13 protein-coding genes and 3 pseudogenes are annotated in these 18,939 nt (G+C 59.9%); 5 read left to right on the top strand and 11 right to left on the bottom strand.

Translation table 11 applies throughout. The annotated features are described in order from the left end of the window. Window positions 1-29: 29 nt before the first annotated feature. Window positions 30-395: pseudogene (locus IPI80_RS19770) on the bottom strand (IS91 family transposase); the annotation flags it as partial. Between the two features lie 336 nt (window positions 396-731). On the opposite strand from IPI80_RS19770, the gene IPI80_RS19765 reads away from it, so the two are divergent. Beyond that, complete coding sequence (locus IPI80_RS19765; RefSeq protein ID WP_413862809.1) at window positions 732-1,163, top strand: Hsp20/alpha crystallin family protein; 432 nt, start codon at window positions 732-734, stop codon at window positions 1,161-1,163. 22 nt (window positions 1,164-1,185) lie between these two features. Here the strand turns inward: IPI80_RS19765 and IPI80_RS19760 are convergent. Next, window positions 1,186-1,665, bottom strand: a pseudogene (locus tag IPI80_RS19760) (phosphotransferase); the annotation flags it as partial. A 140-nt stretch (window positions 1,666-1,805) separates the two neighbouring features. After that, window positions 1,806-7,966: pseudogene (gene uvrA, locus IPI80_RS19755) on the bottom strand (excinuclease ABC subunit UvrA). A 171-nt stretch (window positions 7,967-8,137) separates the two neighbouring features. Between uvrA and IPI80_RS19750 the strand changes: the two are divergent. Next, a complete protein-coding gene (locus tag IPI80_RS19750) occupies window positions 8,138-9,250 on the top strand; it encodes an ABC transporter substrate-binding protein (RefSeq protein WP_413862808.1) in 1,113 nt (370 codons plus the stop codon). Between the two features lie 15 nt (window positions 9,251-9,265). Here IPI80_RS19750 and IPI80_RS19745 read toward each other — a convergent pair whose 3' ends face one another. The 3 genes from IPI80_RS19745 to IPI80_RS19735 form a co-directional block, all read right to left on the bottom strand. Next, complete coding sequence (locus tag IPI80_RS19745) at window positions 9,266-9,742, bottom strand: hypothetical protein (protein WP_413862807.1); 477 nt, start codon at window positions 9,740-9,742, stop codon at window positions 9,266-9,268. Window positions 9,743-9,825: 83 nt separating this feature from the next. Beyond that, window positions 9,826-10,014 (bottom strand): hypothetical protein, encoded by a 189-nt coding sequence (locus IPI80_RS19740; protein WP_413862806.1) that lies wholly within the window; start codon window positions 10,012-10,014, stop codon window positions 9,826-9,828. A 71-nt stretch (window positions 10,015-10,085) separates the two neighbouring features. Next, window positions 10,086-11,741 carry an MFS transporter gene (locus IPI80_RS19735; protein WP_413862805.1) on the bottom strand — a complete coding sequence of 552 codons (1,656 nt, stop codon included), beginning with the start codon at window positions 11,739-11,741 and terminating at the stop codon, window positions 10,086-10,088. A gap of 352 nt (window positions 11,742-12,093) precedes the next feature. Here IPI80_RS19735 and IPI80_RS19730 point away from each other — a divergent pair, with 352 nt between their 5' ends. The 3 genes from IPI80_RS19730 to IPI80_RS19720 all read left to right on the top strand — a co-directional run bounded on the left by IPI80_RS19730 (window position 12,094) and on the right by IPI80_RS19720 (window position 15,048). Then, complete coding sequence (locus IPI80_RS19730; protein WP_413862804.1) at window positions 12,094-12,402, top strand: DUF485 domain-containing protein; 309 nt, start codon at window positions 12,094-12,096, stop codon at window positions 12,400-12,402. Next, entirely contained in the window at window positions 12,399-14,126 is a 1,728-nt protein-coding gene (locus IPI80_RS19725; protein ID WP_413862803.1) for a cation acetate symporter, read from the top strand. The genes IPI80_RS19730 and IPI80_RS19725 overlap by 4 nt, the downstream gene beginning before the upstream one ends. A gap of 157 nt (window positions 14,127-14,283) precedes the next feature. Next, window positions 14,284-15,048: a transferase gene (locus IPI80_RS19720; protein WP_413862802.1), complete on the top strand. Its 765-nt coding sequence runs from the start codon at window positions 14,284-14,286 to the stop codon at window positions 15,046-15,048. On the opposite strand, the gene IPI80_RS19715 is transcribed toward IPI80_RS19720, so the two are convergent. The 5 genes from IPI80_RS19715 to IPI80_RS19695 all read right to left on the bottom strand — a co-directional run bounded on the left by IPI80_RS19715 (window position 15,005) and on the right by IPI80_RS19695 (window position 18,936). Beyond that, a complete protein-coding gene (locus IPI80_RS19715; protein ID WP_413863561.1) occupies window positions 15,005-15,601 on the bottom strand; it encodes a 3'-5' exonuclease in 597 nt (198 codons plus the stop codon). The two genes, IPI80_RS19720 and IPI80_RS19715, sit on opposite strands and share 44 nt — an antisense overlap. Window positions 15,602-15,657: 56 nt before the next feature. After that, complete coding sequence (locus IPI80_RS19710; RefSeq protein WP_413862801.1) at window positions 15,658-17,484, bottom strand: DUF294 nucleotidyltransferase-like domain-containing protein; 1,827 nt, start codon at window positions 17,482-17,484, stop codon at window positions 15,658-15,660. A gap of 62 nt (window positions 17,485-17,546) precedes the next feature. Beyond that, the gene (locus IPI80_RS19705; RefSeq protein WP_413862800.1) at window positions 17,547-18,182 is read right to left on the bottom strand and encodes a 2-hydroxychromene-2-carboxylate isomerase; all 636 of its coding nucleotides are present in this window, start codon (window positions 18,180-18,182) and stop codon (window positions 17,547-17,549) included. Next, a complete protein-coding gene (locus IPI80_RS19700) occupies window positions 18,179-18,379 on the bottom strand; it encodes a DUF1289 domain-containing protein (RefSeq protein ID WP_413862799.1) in 201 nt (66 codons plus the stop codon). Before IPI80_RS19700 ends, IPI80_RS19705 begins: the two co-directional genes overlap by 4 nt. Window positions 18,380-18,432: 53 nt before the next feature. Continuing rightward, the gene (locus IPI80_RS19695) at window positions 18,433-18,936 is read right to left on the bottom strand and encodes a YbaK/EbsC family protein (protein WP_413862798.1); all 504 of its coding nucleotides are present in this window, start codon (window positions 18,934-18,936) and stop codon (window positions 18,433-18,435) included. Between the last annotated feature and the right edge of the window lie 3 nt (window positions 18,937-18,939).

Below are 18,939 nucleotides of genomic sequence, written 5' to 3'. Positions count from 1 at the left end.
CGGCGGCGGTGCCGCCACAGTTGTCGGGGTCACCAAGTAGTGCGCTGATCGGCGGGATACTCGGGTGGAGATTGGTTTGACGTATCCCAGTCCGGTTCAGCCGCCACGCCATCGTCCGCCGCCTGCGCACCACACTCGTCCCACAGCGGTGGCCCGCGTGCCGGGGTGATGCGCGGGGCCTCGGGCTCCACCCCGATATGCTCGAGAATCTTGTGGATGTCGGCACTGAATGTGATGAAGGCAATGATGCGCATCTGGCCCCCGCAGTTTGGGCAGATCAGCGGGAACACCTCGCAGATACGGGCGATCACCGCCGCTCGAAGTGGCGAGTTCGGGGCCAGCACACCGTAATACCGATGGCGGTGCGCGCGTGGTGGCGGCACCAGTTGGGCGAGGCCCTCGCACTTGGGCCTGCATCTGGGTAATGGGGGCCTCGTCGATCTGCGGCGGGTGGAACCTGATCGACGGCGCGTTGACGGACTCTGCAGACTCGGAGGACTGGGCACCCGAGGGTGCACCGGGCAGCGCCTCAAACAACCCATCGACCACGCACACATGAAAGTGCACATGCGTGTTCAGCGGCAAGTAAGGCCAAAACCTGCCAAATCAGGCCGCTTAGGCGCTTGGCATGTCTTGAAATTTCTCCGGCCAGGCCCTATCTAAAGGGTACGGACCCGTGATCATGGGGATGACGGGCAGCCGGTTGAAGCCTAGACCTGAAGGAGAAAAACATGAACGCCTTGATCCATCGCAGCGGCCTGTTGGACGATTTCTTCCGCGATGTCGCACCCGGTTTTTTCATCAAACCCCTGCACGGCGATCCTCTGCCGGCACCGTCACAAATCAAGATTGACGTCAAGGAAAACAACGACGCCTACACCGTCACCGCCGAAATTCCCGGCGTACCCAAGGAAGACATCCATGTGGGTATTGAAGGCAATGTGGTGACGCTGCGCGCCGAAGTCAAGCAGCAAGACAGCACCAGTGAGGATGAGCGGGTGCTGCGCACCGAGCGCTTTTACGGCGCGGTGGCTCGCAGCTTTCAGCTCGGCCAGGACATCGACCAGGCGCAAGCCAAAGCCAAGTACGACAACGGCGTGCTGACACTGACGCTGCCCAAGAAAGTCGTCGCCCCAAGCACCCAGCGTTTGACGATTGAATAAAACCGGTGCACCCGCTGGTGGCTCACACCACTAGCGGCGCTTCCTGCATGGCCCCGATCTGCCCTTGCAGCATCTGCACCTGACCTGTCCAGTAGTCGCTGGAGCCAAACCACGGAAAGTTGATGGCAGAAATCGGGTCGTCCCAGCGCGCCCAATTGCCGGGTGCGCTGCTGGCGGTCACCGCTGAGCAGCATCCACAAGTCTTGCACCGCCGGGCCCATGCGTGCGTCGTCCAGGTCGACAAAGTGCGGGCCGGGCAAGCTGCTGGCAGGCGCCTCCAGCGGCGTCCACAAGATATTGCCCGGGTGACAGTCACCGTGCAGGCGCAGGCTGCGCAAGGCGTCCGTGGGCTGCTCGTCATCCGCCTCTTGGTCGCGTGCCAGAGGTTTTAAGCCTTTTCCCAAGCAGATTGCACATCCAGCGGCACTTTGTCGTGCGCCAGCAACCACTCGCGTGAGTCCATGCCAAAGCTTTGCAAATCGAGCGCCGGGCGCACCGCAAAATAACTGTTTTTACGCACAGCATTGTGCCGCCAAGTCAGATCAGACCGATCACGTGCCTGACATTAGAAATGTTGCACAAAAATGCCGCGCAGCCCTCGAATCCATTGCGCAAGCCGCTTCTGTTTTTATAGCAACACTCCTACCGTGCCAGCACCGCCTTTAGCGCCACCCCGGTGTGCGTACCCAGCCTGACCACACCTTCGGGCGCAGCCGCCGCCACCACCTGGCCACCGGCATTGCCACCATCCGGCCCTAGGTCAATCACCCAATCCGCCTCGGCAATCACATCCAGATCGTGCTCGATCACGATTACGCTGTGGCCGGCATTGACCAAGCGGTGCAGCACCTGGATGAGTTTTTCTACATCGGCCATGTGCAGGCCCACGGTGGGTTCGTCCAGCACATACAGGGTGTGCGGGGCCTTGTTGCCACGTTTGCCAATGTCGTCACGCACTTTAGAGAGCTCGGTCACCAGTTTGATGCGCTGCGCCTCGCCACCGCTCAGCGTGGGGGACGGTTGGCCCAGGGTGAGGTAACCCAAGCCCACGTCTTTGAGCAGTTGCAACGGGTGGGCGATGGTGGGCATGGCTGCAAAGAATTCGACCGCTTCGTCCACTTCCATTTGCAGCACATCACCAATGCTTTTGCCGCGCCAGGTGACTGCCTGCGTCTCGGGGTTGAAGCGTGCGCCCTTGCAGGTTTCGCACAGCACTTTCACATCGGGCAAAAAGCTCATGCCAATGGTGCGTATACCTTGCCCTTCGCAGCCGGGGCAGCGGCCTTCACCGGTGTTGAAGCTAAAGCGGTTGGCCGCATAGCCGCGCGCCTTGGCCTCTAGCGTGTCTGCAAAGAGTTTGCGAATGGTGTCCCAGAAGCCGATGTAGGTGGCGGTGCAACTGCGCGGCGTTTTGCCTATGGGGGTTTGGTCCACTTCGAGCACGCGGTCTATGGTCTCAAACCCGGTCACGCTTTCGCAGCCCGTCCACGGAATTTGCTCCCCAGCGTCCAGCGCATCGCGGCCGGCCTTGGTGCTGCGCTTTTGTACGGCGGCGTGTACGTTGGTGAGCAGCACGTCGCGCGCCAAGGTTGATTTGCCGGAGCCACTGACCCCGGTGATGGCGACCAGGCGTTTGAGTGGAATGTGGGCGGTGACGGATTGCAGGTTGTGCAGGTTGGCGCTGTGGACTGTGAGCCAGTCGATTTTTGGCACTGCTTTGGTGGCTGGCTCCGCTGCGGAAAGCCCCGAGGCAGGCTTCCCGCAGCTGCGATAGTGAGGCTCTCGGTGCGGTGGTTGGCTAGGGCGGCATATTCGGCGGTTACGCGGGTGCGGTCAGCTAGTTCGGCATTCGCAGTCGTACTGTCCATCGCGCGCGCCGCTTCCGCAGCAGCCTTGGCCGCTTTAGCCGACAGCTTCTTGGCCCTGGAACCAACAACGTTGCCGGCGGAGGAAGCCGGTGCGCCGGGGGCCGATTTGGCGGCCAGCAGGACGTATGAGGCCCCCGGCGTACCGGCTTCCTGCGCAGCGCGAGCCCACAACGCCGCAGACACCAAAGACGTCTCATACGAAACAACGTAACGCCGCACCGCCAAAGGATGCCGCATGGCATGCAACAAATACCGCCCGGTTTGCGAATCAGCCGCCGCCTGCACATCTGCCACCGACCCCTGTGCCACCAAGCGCCCACCCCGCTTGCCCGCGCTAGGCCCAATGTCAATGATGTGATCGGCGTGGCGAATGGTGTCAACGTCATGCTCCACCACCACCAGCGTGTTGCCCTTGTCACTGAGTGAACGCAGGGCACCCAGCAAAATGGCGTTGTCGCGCGCGTGCAGACCAATGGTGGGCTCGTCCAGCACATAGCACACGCCCTGCAAATTGCTGCCCAATTGGGCGGCCAGGCGGATGCGCTGGGCCTCGCCACCGCTCAAGGTCGGCGCACCCCGGTCCAGCGTCAAATAGCCCAGGCCCACTTCCTCCAGAAACTCCAGACGGCTCTTGATCTCGGGCACCAGGTCGCGGGCAATGTCGGCCTCACGGGTGCTCATGCCGCCTTCTAGCTGCAAGGTCTGCACCCACTTGCGCACATCAGTCACGCTCAGGGCCGCAATGTCGGCAATGCCCACGCCGGCAAACGTGACCGCACGTGCTGTGGCGTTGAGGCGCGTGCCCTGGCAAGTTTGGCAGGTGGCATCATGCAGGTCTTCCACATCGGCCTCGGCAAAGGTTTGCTCGCGGCCCTTGTTGTCGTCGTCCTTGACTGAATCGTCAAACACCTTGCGCTGCTCTTTGGTCAAGGCCACACCGGTGCCCACGCAATCCGGGCACCAGCCGTGCTTGCTGTTGTAGCTGAACAGGCGTGGGTCCAGCTCCACATACGAGGTGGCGCACACCGGGCAGGCGCGCTTGGTAGAAAACACCTGCACGGTGCCAATGCCGACAGCGGGTGTGCCAGCCAGCATGGCCTGTTTCAACCCGTCCATGCAGCTCATGACATGCACCACGCCTTTGCCGTGCACCAAGGCGGTGGCCAGCGCCTCGCGCAGTTGTGCCTCTTGCGCCGGGTTCACGTCCAGACTGGCAACGGGCAGCTCAATGTTGTGCTCTTTAAAGCGGTCAATACGCGGGAACGCGGTGGTGGGTAAAAAGTTGCCATCCACCCGCAGGTGGGTATAGCCACGCGGGCGCGCCCAGTCGGCCAGTTCGGTGTAGACACCTTTGCGGCCGGACACCAGCGGCGCGAGTAAACCGATGTGTTGCCCCCGAAAATTCTTGAGCAACTGCGCCGCAATGCTGTCAGCCGACTGCGGCTGCACCGCAGCACCGTCATGGATGCAATGCTGCGTGCCCAGCTTGACGTACAGCAGGCGCAAAAAGTGCCAGACTTCAGTCGTAGTGCCCACCGTGCTCTTGCGCCCCCCGCGTGAGAGGCGCTGCTCAATCGCCACCGTAGGTGGAATGCCATACACCGCATCCACCTCGGGCCGACCAGCCGGTTGCACGATGCTACGGGCATAGGCGTTGAGCGATTCCAGATACCGCCGCTGGCCTTCGTTAAAGAGAATATCGAATGCCAGCGTGGATTTGCCAGAGCCAGACACGCCGGTGACGACGTTGAACTTGCCACGAGGAATGTCAACGGACAAAGACTTAAGGTTGTGCTCCTTCGCATTGACGATACGAATGGAGTTCGACGCGTCAGTAAGCCCCCCATCCCCGGCAGCGCGCGCCAACACAGCATCAACCGCATGACCCAAATACGCAGCACGGGGCTCAGCCACCACATGCACCACCCCCATAGCCGCCGCATACTCCCGCAGCGCCTGCCCCGTGTGGGATGTGGCGTGCAGCATCACATCCTCCGGCGTGCCATGTGCCACCACCTCGCCACCCGCCTCCCCGCCTTCCGGCCCCAAATCAATCAACCAATCCGACGCCCGAATCACATCCAGGTTGTGCTCAATCACCACCAGCGAATGCCCGGCATCCAGCAGCTTGCGCAAGGCGCGCATCAGCTTGGCAATGTCGTCAAAATGCAGACCCGTAGTGGGCTCGTCCAGCATGAATAACGTGCCGCGCCGCGCCACCGCCTGGCGGCTGGCGGTGCTGCTCTTGGCGGCGTCAGCCAGAAAACCAGCCACCTTGAGGCGCTGCGCCTCACCGCCCGAGAGTGTGGGCACGGGCTGGCCCAGCTTCACATACTCCAGCCCCACATCCACAATCGGCTGCAGGGCGCGAATGACATCTCTATCATTGGCGAAGATGGTGGCGGCTTCGCTGACGGTGAGGTTCAGCACATCCGCCACATTCAGACGCTGTTGAGCCCGTTCTATCGTCACCTCCAAAATCTCGGGCCGGTAGCGCTTTCCGTCGCAATCCGGGCAGCGCAAATACACATCGCTCAAAAACTGCATCTCAATGTGCTCAAAGCCCGAGCCACCACAGGTGGGGCAGCGGCCATCGCCACCGTTGAAGCTGAACTTGCTGGCCATGTAGCCGCGCTCGCGCGACAGATCGGCGCCCGCAAAAATCTCACGCACCGCATCCCACGCGCCCACATAGCTCACCGGGTTGGAGCGTGCGGTTTTGCCGATGGGGGACTGGTCTACAAACACCACTTCGCTCAACTGCTCGGCACCCAGCAGGCTGCGGTGTGCGCCCGGTGTTTCGGTGGCCTTGCCAAAGTGGCGCAACAGCGCCGGGGCCAGCACGTCTTGAATGAGGGTGGATTTGCCCGAACCACTGACGCCGGTTATGCACACCAGGCGCTGCAGCGGGATTTCGACGTTCACGTTTTTCAGATTGTGCTCGGTGGCGCCTTCCAGAATCAGGCGTGGCGTGTTGGCTGCCACCATGCGCTTGAAGCCCATGCCCACTTGCTTGCGCCCGCCCAGGTAGGCACCGGTCAGGGTGTCGGCACTTTTTAGATCAGCGGTGCTGCCGTCAAACACGATACTGCCACCCTTCTCGCCGGGGCCGGGGCCCATGTCGATCATGCGGTCCGCCGCCATCATCACGGCCGGGTCGTGCTCGACTACGACCAAGGTGTTGCCAGCATCGCGCAGGCGCTGCATGGCAACAATGATGCGGTTCATGTCGCGCGGGTGCAGGCCAATGCTGGGCTCGTCCAGCACAAACAGGGTGTTGACCAGCGAGGTGCCCAGCGCGGTGGTGAGGTTGATGCGTTGCACCTCGCCGCCGCTCAAGGTGCGGCTTTGGCGGTCCAGCGTGAGGTAGCCAATGCCTACGTCGCACAGGTATTTGAGTCGGGTGCAAACTTCTTCCAGCAAGAGTTTGAGCGTCTTGGCATCGGCTTCTGAGGCGCCGGGCTGCAGGGTCTGCAAGGCATCAAAGAACCGCCGCAGTTTGTCCAGCGGCAACAGCATCAGGTCATGCAAACACAGGCCCGGCAGTGCCTCCAGGTGCTCCCTTGACCATTGCACGCCCTGCGGCATAAACCGCTTGGAAGGCAATAGAACCGCATCGGCTTGCGCCTGGGTACCAATGCGCCACAGCAGGCTTTCGGTCTTGAGCCGCGCACCGCCACAGGTGCCGCACGGCGTGTAGCTGCGGTACTTGGACAAGAGCACGCGGATGTGCATCTTGTAGGCCTTGCTCTCCAGGTACTCAAAAAAGCGCTTGATGCCAAACCAGTGCTGGTTCCACTTGCCGTTCCAATTGGGCGAGCCATTGATCACCCAATGCTGCTGCTCGGGCGTGAGCTTGTACCAGGGGGTGTCGCGCGGGATGCCGGCGGCCTCGGCGTGGCGCATCAGATCGTCCTGGCACTCCTGCCAGGCGGGGGTCTGCATGGGCTTGACGGCGCCGGCGCGCAGCGTGAGCTTGTCGTTGGGAATGACCAGCCCCATATCCACACCCACCACCCGGCCAAAACCCCGGCACGCCTCGCAGGCGCCCACGGCGGAGTTGAAGGAAAACATGGATGCAATCGGGTCGGTGTAGCGCAGATCGCTCTGCGGGCAGTGCAGTCCGGTTGAGAAGCGCCAGGTGGGCAGCACGGCATCTGCTATTGATTCAGTAGCTGGTTGTGTAGATTCGACGAGGGCTGGAGCCTCATTTAATACATAAACATTGAGCCGACCACTGCCACGCTTGAGGGCCAGCTCAATGGCTTCCAGCACGCGGGCTTTCTCCGTTGTGGCGATGCGAAACCGGTCAGCGACCACGTCCAGGATCTTGACAGCCCCCACGCTCCCCAAAGGGGCGCCTATGCGCTGACCGTCACGCTCGGCATGCACGCGGGTAAAGCCGCTGGCAGACAGCCACTGCATGACTTCTTCAGCTGTTGTGGCGGCGGGCAGTTCCACGGGGAAGGTCAGAACCAAGCGCGGCTCGCCAGACTCTGCCGCACGGCGCGCCAGCTCGCCATAGATGGTCTCGGGCGTGTCGTGCTGCACCGGCAGCGCGGTTTGGCGGTCAAACAGGCTGGCGGCGCGGGCGTACAGCAGCTTGATATGGTCGTTGAGCTCCGTCATGGTGCCCACGGTGGAGCGGCTGGAGCGCACCGGGTTGGTCTGGTCGATGGCGATGGCCGGGGGCACGCCCTCCACCTTGTCCACCGCCGGCTTGTCCATGCGGTCCAGAAACTGGCGGGCGTAGGCCGAGAAGGTCTCTACATAGCGGCGCTGGCCTTCGGCGTAGAGCGTGTCAAACACCAGGCTGGACTTGCCCGAGCCGCTGGGGCCGGTCACCACCGTCAGTTCGCCGGTGCGAATGTCCAGGTCCAGGTTCTTCAGGTTGTGCTGGCGTGCGCCGCGAATGCGGATGAATCCCTGGGTCATTTTGTAGCGGTGCTTTTTTGAATGAGGCCAATCATTCTAGGGATTTGCCGGGGCAGCACACGCAACGGGGTTATGCGCTGTCAAGGGCAAACCCGCATGTGGAAATCCACATCTGGCGAAAGCCGTGGCAGGTTCGCACAATCCAACTTCCGAACTCGCAGGAGACTCCCCATGAAAATCACCCATACGCTCTGCGCTGTACTACTGGGTAGCTTGCTGGCTGCGGGCGCGCACGCACAGTTGCGCATCGGTCAACCCTCGGGCTTTACCGGCTCGGTCGCGGCCGGCGTCAAGGAGAACACCGAAGGTGCCAAGCTCTACCTAGATGCGGTCAACCAGCGCGGTGGCGTGCACGGACAGCCGGTCGAACTGATTTCTGTGGACGACAAGTTTGATCCGGCCAAGACGGTGGAGGTGGCGCGCGAACTGATCACGCAGCAGCATGTGCTGGCCTTGTTTCTGAACCGCGGAACACCCCATGCCCAGGCCCTGCTACCGCTGCTGGCGCAGTACCATGTGCCGCTGGTGGCACCCAGCACCGGCGCCATGGCGCTGCATGAGCCCGTACAGCCCTGGGTGTTCAACGTGCGGGCGACCTACCAGCGCGAGGCCATCAAGGCCATTGGCCATCTGGTGAGCGTGGGCATTACGCGCATCGCCGTGCTGCAAACCGATGATTCGTTTGGTGCCGATGGCGCAGCAGGGGCCGACAAGGGCTTTGCGGCCGCTAGCTTGAAGCCGGTGCTGCTACAAAAATTTCCGCGCGACAAAGCCGACTTTGCCGCATTGGCTGCCCAGGTGGTACACAGCGAGGCCCAGGCCGTGCTGTACCTCGGTTCATCGGGCACTGTGGCCAGCGGAGTCAAGGCACTGCGCGCCGCCGGCTCCAGCGCCCAGGTAGTGACGCTGTCGAACAATGCCTCAGAAGGCTTCATCAAACTGCTGGGCGAGAACGCGCGCGGCGTGATTGTGACCCAAGTCTTTCCCAATGAACGGGCCATGACCTACCGCCTGATCAAGGAGGCCCAGGAACTAGCCAAGGCCAAGGGCTTGCCGGGAATTTCACCAGCCATGATGGAGGGTTTTGCCGCCGCCAAGGTCCTGGTGGAAGGCTTGCGTCGCGCCGGGCCCAAGCCAACGCCAGCCGGATTGCGCGATGCGCTTGAAAGCTTGCAAAAATTTGATCTGGGTGGACTGGAAGTGAGCTACAGCCCCGAAGACCACACTGGCCTGGACTTTGCCGACCTGTCCATCATCGGCATCGACGGCAAGTTCAGGCGTTGAAAATACAGTCCCGCACTATTGGGTGAGGGTGCGTTCCAGTTCAGCACAGGCATTGGCACCAGCCGCTTCTTTGATCCTGGGCAACAGTGCCAACAGCTCTTCATAACCGCCGGCAGACTCCACCGCCAGGTTCAGGCGAAAGCCGCGCAGCCCCAATGACGCAGTGAGCTTGGTGGCCAAGGGTTTGGCCTCTTTGTAGCGATCCTGCGCAGTGTGTGCTCTAAATGAATCAGCGATAATTTTGTCCGCTGCCACATGTTCGGCCTCGGCCTCGGCCAGCAAGGCCTCGCCAGGTGCAGGTGCCAAAAACTCTTGCGCCACCATGTGGTCCACATCCTCAGGGGTCAAACCCAAGCCAGTGGCAGCGGCCAATACCTGATCTACGGTCTTGACGCCATCAAACATGATGTAAGCCGTGCGCTGCCGTGCAGAAAATAGCGGCGAGCGTGTCTTGAACGCTTGCTGACCTGTTTCCGTCTTGATGAGTTTCATAAGCGCAACCTTAACAGAATCTCTCGCTCAGTTGTACCACGCTTTTAAAACGCAGTGTGCATCAAAGAAGTTCAGGATAACCCCTATTTACTGGCGCTGGAGGCGGGCGCCATCGCCGCCGGCACAGCGGGCTCGGAAGCAGCAGCAACAGGAGCCTCGTGCGTGGCTTCGATGCCGTGCTTTTCTCCGCCCATATCAATGTCTCCGCCTTTGCTCAAAATGAACAAAGCCAAGCCGGCAAAAATCATAAATCCCACAGCAATTTTCCACATACAAGTTTCCTGACGTCCTAAAAAAAAGACCCCGGGCCACCACGGCCCGGGGTCGTCAACTCACACACGTATTAGTCGTTGGCGTAGATGTCAACGTCCTTGGTTTCCTTGATAAACAACATACCAACCACGAATGTCATACCCGCGATGACGATGGGATACCACAAGCCGTTGTACATATTGCCGGTCTGCGCCACGATGGCAAACGCCGTAGTGGGCAACAGGCCACCGAACCAACCGTTACCAATGTGGTAAGGCAGGCTCATGGAGGTGTAGCGAATACGGGTGGGGAACATTTCAACCAGCATGGCGGCTATGGGGCCGTACACCATAGTCACCAGGATCACCAGGTAGGTGAGAATGGCGGCGACCATCACCTTGTCGAACTTGGCCATATCTGCCTTGGCAGGGTAACCAGCAGCCTTCAGATCGTCAGCGACAAGCTTCTTGAATGCGGCATCCTTGGCCTTGACTTCATCAGCAGGCAGCCCTTTGGCGGCATAGCTGGGGATCGCCAGATCACCGATCTTGATGCTGGCCACCGAGCCAGGTGCGCCAGCTACGTTGTCATAGCTCACCGAAGCACCCGCCAACACCTGCTTGGCAATGTCGCACGAGCTGGTGAACTTGGCGGTGCCGGTGGGGTTGAACTGGAACGAGCACTCTTTCGGATCAGCTGTAACAGTCACCTTGTTCTTTTGCTGCGCGGCGTACAGGTCGGGGTTGGCGGCCTTGGTCAGCGCCTCGAACACCGGGAAGTACGTCAACGCGGCCAAGAGGCAACCCGCCATGATGATGGGCTTGCGGCCAATTTTGTCAGACCAGGTACCGAAGATGATGAAGAACGGCGTACCAATGATCAGGGAAACCGCAACCATGATGTTGGCGGTTGCACCATCCACCTTCAATGACTGTGTCAGAAAGAACAAAGCATAGAACTGGCCGGAATACCACACCACGGCCTGGCCTGCGGTCAAACCGATCAGGGCCAAAATCACAATCTTCAGGTTTTTCCATTGACCGAAAGATTCGGTCAGAGGTGCCTTGGAGGTCTTGCCTTCGGCCTTCATCTTGGTGAAGGCGGGCGACTCATTCATGCTTAGTCGGATGTAAACCGATACGGCCAACAGGAAAACGGACAAAATGAACGGAACACGCCAGCCCCAATCGGCGAATGCGGCCTCACCAATCACAGTCCGAGTAACCAGGATCACGATCAGGGACAAAAACAGGCCCAAGGTGGCCGTGGTCTGGATCCACGCCGTGTAGGCACCGCGCTTGCCCTGCGGCGAATGCTCGGCCACATAGGTGGCGGCACCACCGTACTCACCGCCCAGCGCCAAGCCTTGCAGCATGCGCAATGCAATCAGGATCACGGGAGCGGCCACACCGATGGTGGCGTAGTTAGGCAAGATACCCACAATGAATGTGGACAAGCCCATGATCAGGATGGTCACCAGGAAAGTGTATTTGCGACCAATCATGTCTCCCAAACGACCGAACACCAGCGCGCCGAAGGGACGCACGATGAAACCAGCCGCGAACGCCAGCAGCGCAAAAATGAAGGCGGAACCTGGATCCAGACTGGTGAAGAACTGCTTGGCAATGATGGCTGCCAACGAGCCGTACAGGTAGAAGTCGTACCACTCAAAAACCGTACCGAGCGAGGAAGCGAATATCACCTTCTTCTCTTCCGCCGTCATCGGCCGTGCGGCTACTTTTGCCATAGTTGTGTCTCCAAATATTGAAATAAATACGACCACCAGGGGCGACTGGGTAGGTGGACTATGGGTGCCGGTTCTGACCTAGTTCTGACGACACGCCAACAGCGGCTGACACCAGACTGAATGCAAACTTACGGATTAGGAAGTAACCCGATGAATATTTTTTTTAATATGAAAAAATTAGTGATAACCCGTACATCTATCACCTAAAAATAGCCCAATTTACCTAGGGAATATCCTGATATTTCCGACAGAACCGTAAGGACTTAGTCAGACCTTCCGACCATGATCCAGCCCCGGCAACGGCCATTCACCGCCGTTATCGAGGCAGACATCAACCGTCAAAAGGAAAACAATGACTGATCCCATCGTGGCCAAAATTGAGGCCAACCCGAAGTACCACGAACTTCGCAGAAAGCGCAACACGTTCGGCTGGTTACTCACCATCATCATGATGGTCGTGTACTACGGCTACATCGCATTGATTGCATTCGACAAGTCGTTCCTGGCACAGCCCATTGGCGCTGGCGTCACCTCGTTGGGCATTCCCATCGGCATGGGTGTCATCATTTTCACCATCGTCATTACCGGCATCTATGTCCGTCGCGCCAATGGCGAATACGACCGTCTGACCGCTGAAATCCTGAAGGAAGCTTCCAAATGAAGGCCGGATTGCAATTTCTCATCGCGCTGAGCGCACTCGTGGCGGCAGCCGCCGCGCAAGCCGCCGGTGCCGATCTGGGACAGGTGGAGAAGCAGCCCACCAACTGGGTCGCCATTGGCATGTTTGGCACTTTTGTCGTGATGACTCTGTTCATCACCAAATGGGCCGCAGGTCGCACCAAGTCAGCCGCTGACTTTTACACCGGCGGCGGTGGCATTACCGGTTTCCAGAATGGCTTGGCCATTGCTGGCGACTACATGTCGGCCGCATCCTTCTTGGGCATTTCCGCCGCCGTGATGGCATCCGGCTATGACGGTTTGATCTACTCCATCGGCTTCCTGGTCGGCTGGCCCGTGATCACCTTCCTGATGGCTGAGCGCCTGCGCAACCTGGGTAAGTTCACCTTTGCCGATGTGGCCGGTTACCGCTTTCAGCAGACCCCTATCCGCGTGTTCGCGGCATCCGGCACACTGGTAGTGGTCGCGTTTTACCTGATTGCCCAGATGGTGGGTGCGGGCTCGCTGATCAAGCTGTTGTTTGGTCTGGACTACTGGATAGCCGTGGTCATCGTCGGCGCGCTGATGATGATTTACGTGCTGTTTGGCGGCATGACGGCCACGACATGGGTGCAGATCATCAAGGCCTGCCTGCTGCTGGCGGGCGTTACCTTCATGGCCTTTATGGTGATGTCACAGTTCGGCTTCAGTTTTGAAGCGCTGTTCGCCAAAGGCGTGGAAGTCAAGGCATTGATCGCAACCAACACCGGTAAAACGCCGGAAGAGGCGGCAAAGATTGGCCTGTCCATCATGGGGCCTGGCGGCTTCATCAAGGACCCCATCTCCGCCATTTCCTTCGGTATGGCTCTGATGTTTGGTACCGCAGGTTTGCCCCACATCCTGATGCGCTTCTTCACCGTGCCGGATGCCAAAGAAGCCCGCAAGTCGGTGTTCTGGGCGACCACCTGGATCGGCTACTTCTACGTGCTGATTTTCATCATCGGCTTTGGCGCCATCACGCTGGTGTTGACCAACCCCGAGTTTGCCAATATCGCGACCGGCGTGATCAAGGGCGGTGGTGGTTCGGCCAATATGGCAGCCGTGCTGGTGGCCAAAGCGGTAGGCGGCAACGTGTTCTTCGGCTTCATCTCCGCAGTGGCATTTGCAACCATTCTGGCCGTGGTGGCCGGTTTGACGCTGTCGGGCGCCTCTGCGGTGTCACATGACATCTACGCTACCGTGATCAAAAAGGGCAACGCCGACAGCGACTCCGAGTTGAAAGTATCGCGAATGACCACCCTGGCTTTGGGTGTGGTGGCCGTGCTACTGGGCATTGCGTTTGAGAAGCAGAACATTGCGTTCATGGTGTCGCTGGCCTTTGCGATTGCAGCTTCGGCCAACTTTCCGGTGCTGTTCATGTCGGTACTGTGGAAAGATTGCACAACCAAGGGTGCCGTGATTGGTGGATTCCTGGGGCTGATCTCCTCGGTCGCCTTGACCGTGGTATCGCCTTCCGTGTGGGAAGCCACACTGGGTAACCCCAAAGGCTCGGCTTGGTTCCCTTACTCGTCACCGGCCCTGTTCTCGATGACCATTGGCTTCGTCGGCGTATGGCTGTTCTCGGTGCTGGACCGCAGCCCGCAGGCCGCCAAAGAGCGCGCAGCCTACAAAGCACAACAAGTGCGCTCTGAAACAGGCTTGGGTGCCTCGGGCGCTTCTGGTCATTGATCAGTCTGACAATCACCATCAAAGAGCCGGGCATTGCCCGGCTTTTTCTTTTGTGGGAAAGTCGTTGGGAGGGAAACTGCGTTCAAAATACCCTGTTATGAGGCTGAGCACCAATCCTAGAACCGGCTCACCAACTGAACGGCACCATGCCAGGCCCGTGATCCAGGAGACGCTGACAACCAAATCACTGCAGTTCGCCATCGGTGATCTGCAAAGTTGCATGGACCTGCGTGATCCCGACGCCCTGACGCTGGACTACACCCAGCTGATGATGGGTTTCTTGTTGTTCCAGGCGCAGCCGCGCACCATTGCCATGATTGGCCTGGGCGGCGGCTCATTGGCCAAATATTGCCATCGCAATTTGCCGTCAACGACCATAACAGTCATAGAAATAAACCCCCACGTGCTGGCAATGCGGGAGGTCTTTTGCATACCGCCAGACAGTGACCGCTTCCGGGTGCTCATGGGCGACGGCGCCGAGTATGTGCGCCGGCCCATACCGGCCCCAGATGTGTTGATGATCGATGGTTATGACGTGGAGGGCCTGCCAGCAGACTTGGGTTCGCAGCGCTTTTACGATGACTGCTACCAATGGCTGGAGCGCGGCGGGTTGATGGTTGCCAATCTGCATTTGAGCAGCAAAGCCTACCCACAATTTGTCGAGCGCATCCAGCGCAGCTTTCAGGGCAACGTGCGGGTGGTGCCTGAACAATATGGCTCCAACTGCATCGTGTTTGCGCGCAAAGGTGGTGCCCACAACTGGCCTACCCCACATAGTTTGCACCGTCCACCCGATTTTGAGACGTTCGCGTGGCGAGACCTGCAACCCGCGCTAGACCACATTCGCAAGGTGATCAGCCAACATTCTGTGGATGCGACTACCGTAGGTGCCGCAGTTTCACAAACGCCAGCGCCGCCATGACTGCGTCGTTCAGCGCATCGTGCGCCGGCCAAAGGGGAAGATCCAGATCCCGCATCAGGGTGTCAAAGCGCAAATCAATGGCAGGGTTCTCCCGTCGGTTGGACGGTAGTTGCTTGTATTTGTAATCGTAGTAGAGGCCAGAGACCTCAATCTGATCCTGCGGCAGGCCCATTCCCAAAATGGAAAAGAGCACACGGTTAATCATGGCCACGTCAAATTCCAGGTAGTAACCCACCAAGGGGCGGCTGCCTATAAAGCGCATGAGCTGCAGCATCGCTGCATCTGCACTGACACCCAGGGCGACGTCCTGCGCGCGCAGGCGGTGCACCCGCACACTGTCCGCAGTGACGCGCTGTTTGTCCGGACGAACCAGCAATTCCAGGCGTTCGCTGGTCATGACGCGGTTGCCGCGAATACGCACTGCGCCAATGGCAATGATGTCGTCGGTGCGGGTGTTCAGGCCGGTTGTCTCGCAGTCCAGTGCAACCCATTCGTTGGGTGGTGGCGCGTCCCACATGAAGCGAAAGCGCGGGTCACCCAGGTGATAGAGCATCCAGCTGCGCTTGAACGCCGCCCACCAACGCAGAGAGGAAGGGCCAATGCCCACGGCTACAGGGCCTCCAGGTGAAACCGCTGGCTGAGCAATGCCTTGAATTGCTTCACTATGCCCAGGGTGTCTTTCAGCAGGTCGCGGTCCAGGCTACTGAGTTTTTCCGTCTGGATGCCACCCGACACCGCGCGCCCGGTGTCGAGTTCTTGCAGGCCGGCCTTTAATTTGAGCCCCATGAAGAAGTGCAGGCTGTCAATCAGGTCGGCACCCAGTTTGTCGGGCAACTTGCCGCCTGCCACCAAGGCCTCGATGCGCGCTACGGTGCTCACCTCGGTCAGACGCTGCGCCAGCGCCAGGCTACGAACACCATGCACCAAGGGAAAGATTCCCACCTTCTTCAGGTCCAGTTGGTCGTCGCCTTTGTCACCCAGATTCAGCAGGCGGTTCCACCAGCCCTGGCTGCTGCCAAAGAAGTGGATGGCGGCGGCAAACCGCGCCAGCATGGCGTCGTTGCCGAACGTGAGGTCGAACATCGCATTGCGAACCTCTTCCAGCAGCGTGGTGTCGCCGCAGACGGCATGGGCATCCAGAAAGATGGCCAGTTCCATCAGACTGTCAGGGCTGGCGGTGACCGACCACAACCGCGCCATTTGGCGGAAGTCCGACACGCTCTGGCGCCAGTGCGGGTTGCTGACCATGATGTTGCCGGGGCATACGGGATAGCCAAAGTCAGCCAGCGCATCCGAGAAGCGCTGGCACACTGCTGCCAAGTCCTGCGAGCATACATAACCGTCGCGCAGGACCAGGCCATTGTCCTGGTCGGTTTTGAGCAATTGCTCGCCACGCCCTTCACTGCCCATCACAAACAGGCAGCTATTGGCTACCAAGTCGGGCGGGGCAATCAAATGCCAGGCACGCTCGAATAGGCGCAGATTGAGCTCCTGCACCAGTCGCGCAATCAGGCTGACCTTGGTGCCGTTGCGGTGCAACAGGGCAATCAGACGCGTAGTCTGGACACCCGCGCGCTTGAGTGCCTCCAGGTCTTGGGCGGCAAGGATGTGTTCGTTGATCTGGTACGACTGGTTGGATAAAAAGCCAAACAAATCCAGGGCCTCAAGAATGCCGATGATTTGCTCTCCATCGGCCACCAGCAGGCGGCGCACCTTGTGTTTGATCATGGACGCCAGTGCATCGCCAATCAAGTCGCTGGGGCGCACACCAATGGGTGAGAAGTTGGCCAATTCACCCACCGCCAAATAGTCCAATGGCGTACCCCGCAGTACAGCCTTCTGCACGCCCGTTCCGGTGAAGATGCCCACAGACACTGGCGTCGTGCGGGTATCACGCACCAGCACGGCGTTAATGCGCAGTGCCTGGAATGTTTTAACGACATCCAGAATGCTGGTGCCGGCATCCACAAAATGGGGCGGGTGGATAAAAGCCGCATCCACCCGGGCCATGGCCAACGACTGCAATTCATGTTGACTTTGGCGCGAGGTCAACGCGCTGAGTTTGTTGGACAAGTCGGAGAACAGCAGCGCGCCAAAGGTGGCGTTGTCGGCAATCAGGTCGCTCACCGCCTGTTTGGCCAACTGGTAGGCCACCACCTCTTCGGCCGCCACAAAGCGGCTACTGACCTTGCCGGCGACCAGGCCCCGGCCATCAAAGCTGTCATCGGGCCCGTAGGTGGTGACGACTTCATTGCCGTCAAACTGCTGGACATAGCCTTTGATGATGACAAACAGGTGGCTGGGCTGGGCACCCAGGGCCAGAATGGTCTCCCCTTGCGGGAAGTAGGCAATGTCCACATGGTTTTGCACCAGCCGGCGCTGCTCCGACGTCAAGCAGTCAAAGGGAGATGCGGTGAAGTTAAAAGCGCTGGGCATAGGGACATTTTTTCATGGGTTCCCTGCTGGTGGCTGACGCGCAACCTGCGCACTACTGCCTATTAGCGCGAAACGCCCACTGGCAGGCTGGCCACGCCGGTCCAGGCCGGGCTGTCAAACCAGTCGTTGCCATCCAGGTAGGCGCGCAGCATGGGCAGGCTGTCATGCCCCCAGAACACCTTGCCATCGACTTCAAACGCCGGCACACCGAACACCCCTTTGGCGATAGCTTCGTCAGTATGGGCCTTGAGTTGGGCCTTGACCGCATCATCACCCGGGCTGCGCGACGGGGCCAGTTGTTGCGTAAGCGCGGCCAGCCGGGTGGCGTCGGCTGCATCCTGGCCGCCGACCCAGACGTGCTTGAACACGGTCTCGCACACATAGCGGTTGGGTTGACCTTGCGCATTCGTGGCAATGGCCAGGCGCAGCAGCCCCAAGGGGTTAAAAGGGTGGGCCGCCGGCAAATCCAGCGTGCGGCCTTTGCTGTGTGCCAGCCATTGCACATGGCGGTAGGTCCAGTCGCGCTTGGCTGCTATCTCTGCCGGCCCAAGCTGGCCATGGTGTTTGAGCAGCGCAGCAAACAACAGCGGCTTGTAGGTGACCGAGTAGCTCAGCCCCATCAGTGCCTGCGGCAACTCCTCAAACGCCAGATAGGCGTAGGGCGAGATGAAATCGAGGTAGAAAGTGATGTGTTTCATGGCGCGGCGCTGCCTCCTGTTGGTGCCAATTGGGCAATGCGTTGCTCAATCTGCGACCAGACCACTTTCTTCTGGGCGTCGCTGGCGCTGCTCCAGAGCCGAATCTCGTCCAGGCTGCGCAGGCAGCCTTCACACAGGTAACCCTGCGCATCCATACGGCACACCGCCACACAAGGTGATGGTACATTTTCGGTCATAGCCCTCGCCGATATTGCGCGAGCAGCTATCAATCCAATAGCATCTTGGGAAATCATGGGTGCACCGCCTGCGTCACGTTGGCGGTAGGCGCATCAGCCAGCGCGGCCAAATCCTGCGGACGCAGCTTGAACACGCCATGCGGGTGACCGGCGGCGGCCCAGATTTCTTCGAAGCGGAAAAGCTCTTCGTCCACCAGCGTCACGGGTGGCTGCGCGTGGGCCAGGGGTGAGACGCCGCCAATGCTGAACCCGGTCTTGGCCTTGACAAAATCAGCATCTGCACGGCTCAGCTTGCCCACCAGGGCTTCAACCTTTTTCTCATCCACCCGGCGGTCGCCCGAGGTGATAACCAGCACCGCCACGTCGTCTGCGCGGCGGCGAAAAATGATGCTCTTGGCAATTTGCCCCAGTGCAATGCCCAGTGCATCGGCGGCCTGCTGGGCGGTGCGGGCGGCGTCACTGAGCATAACCGGTGCGTGGGGGTGATTCTTGGCCTTGAGCGCGGCGGCGACGCGTTGCATGCCTTCCGGCAGATTCGCCAAATCCTGGGTTTCCATGGC

It is taken from the genome of Candidatus Aalborgicola defluviihabitans (genome assembly GCF_016705985.1).
GTDB classification, from domain to species: Bacteria; Pseudomonadota; Gammaproteobacteria; order Burkholderiales; family Burkholderiaceae_C; genus Allorhodoferax; species Allorhodoferax defluviihabitans.
Note: the sequence above shows the minus strand (reverse complement) of the source record. Positions and strands in the feature narration are given on the sequence as shown.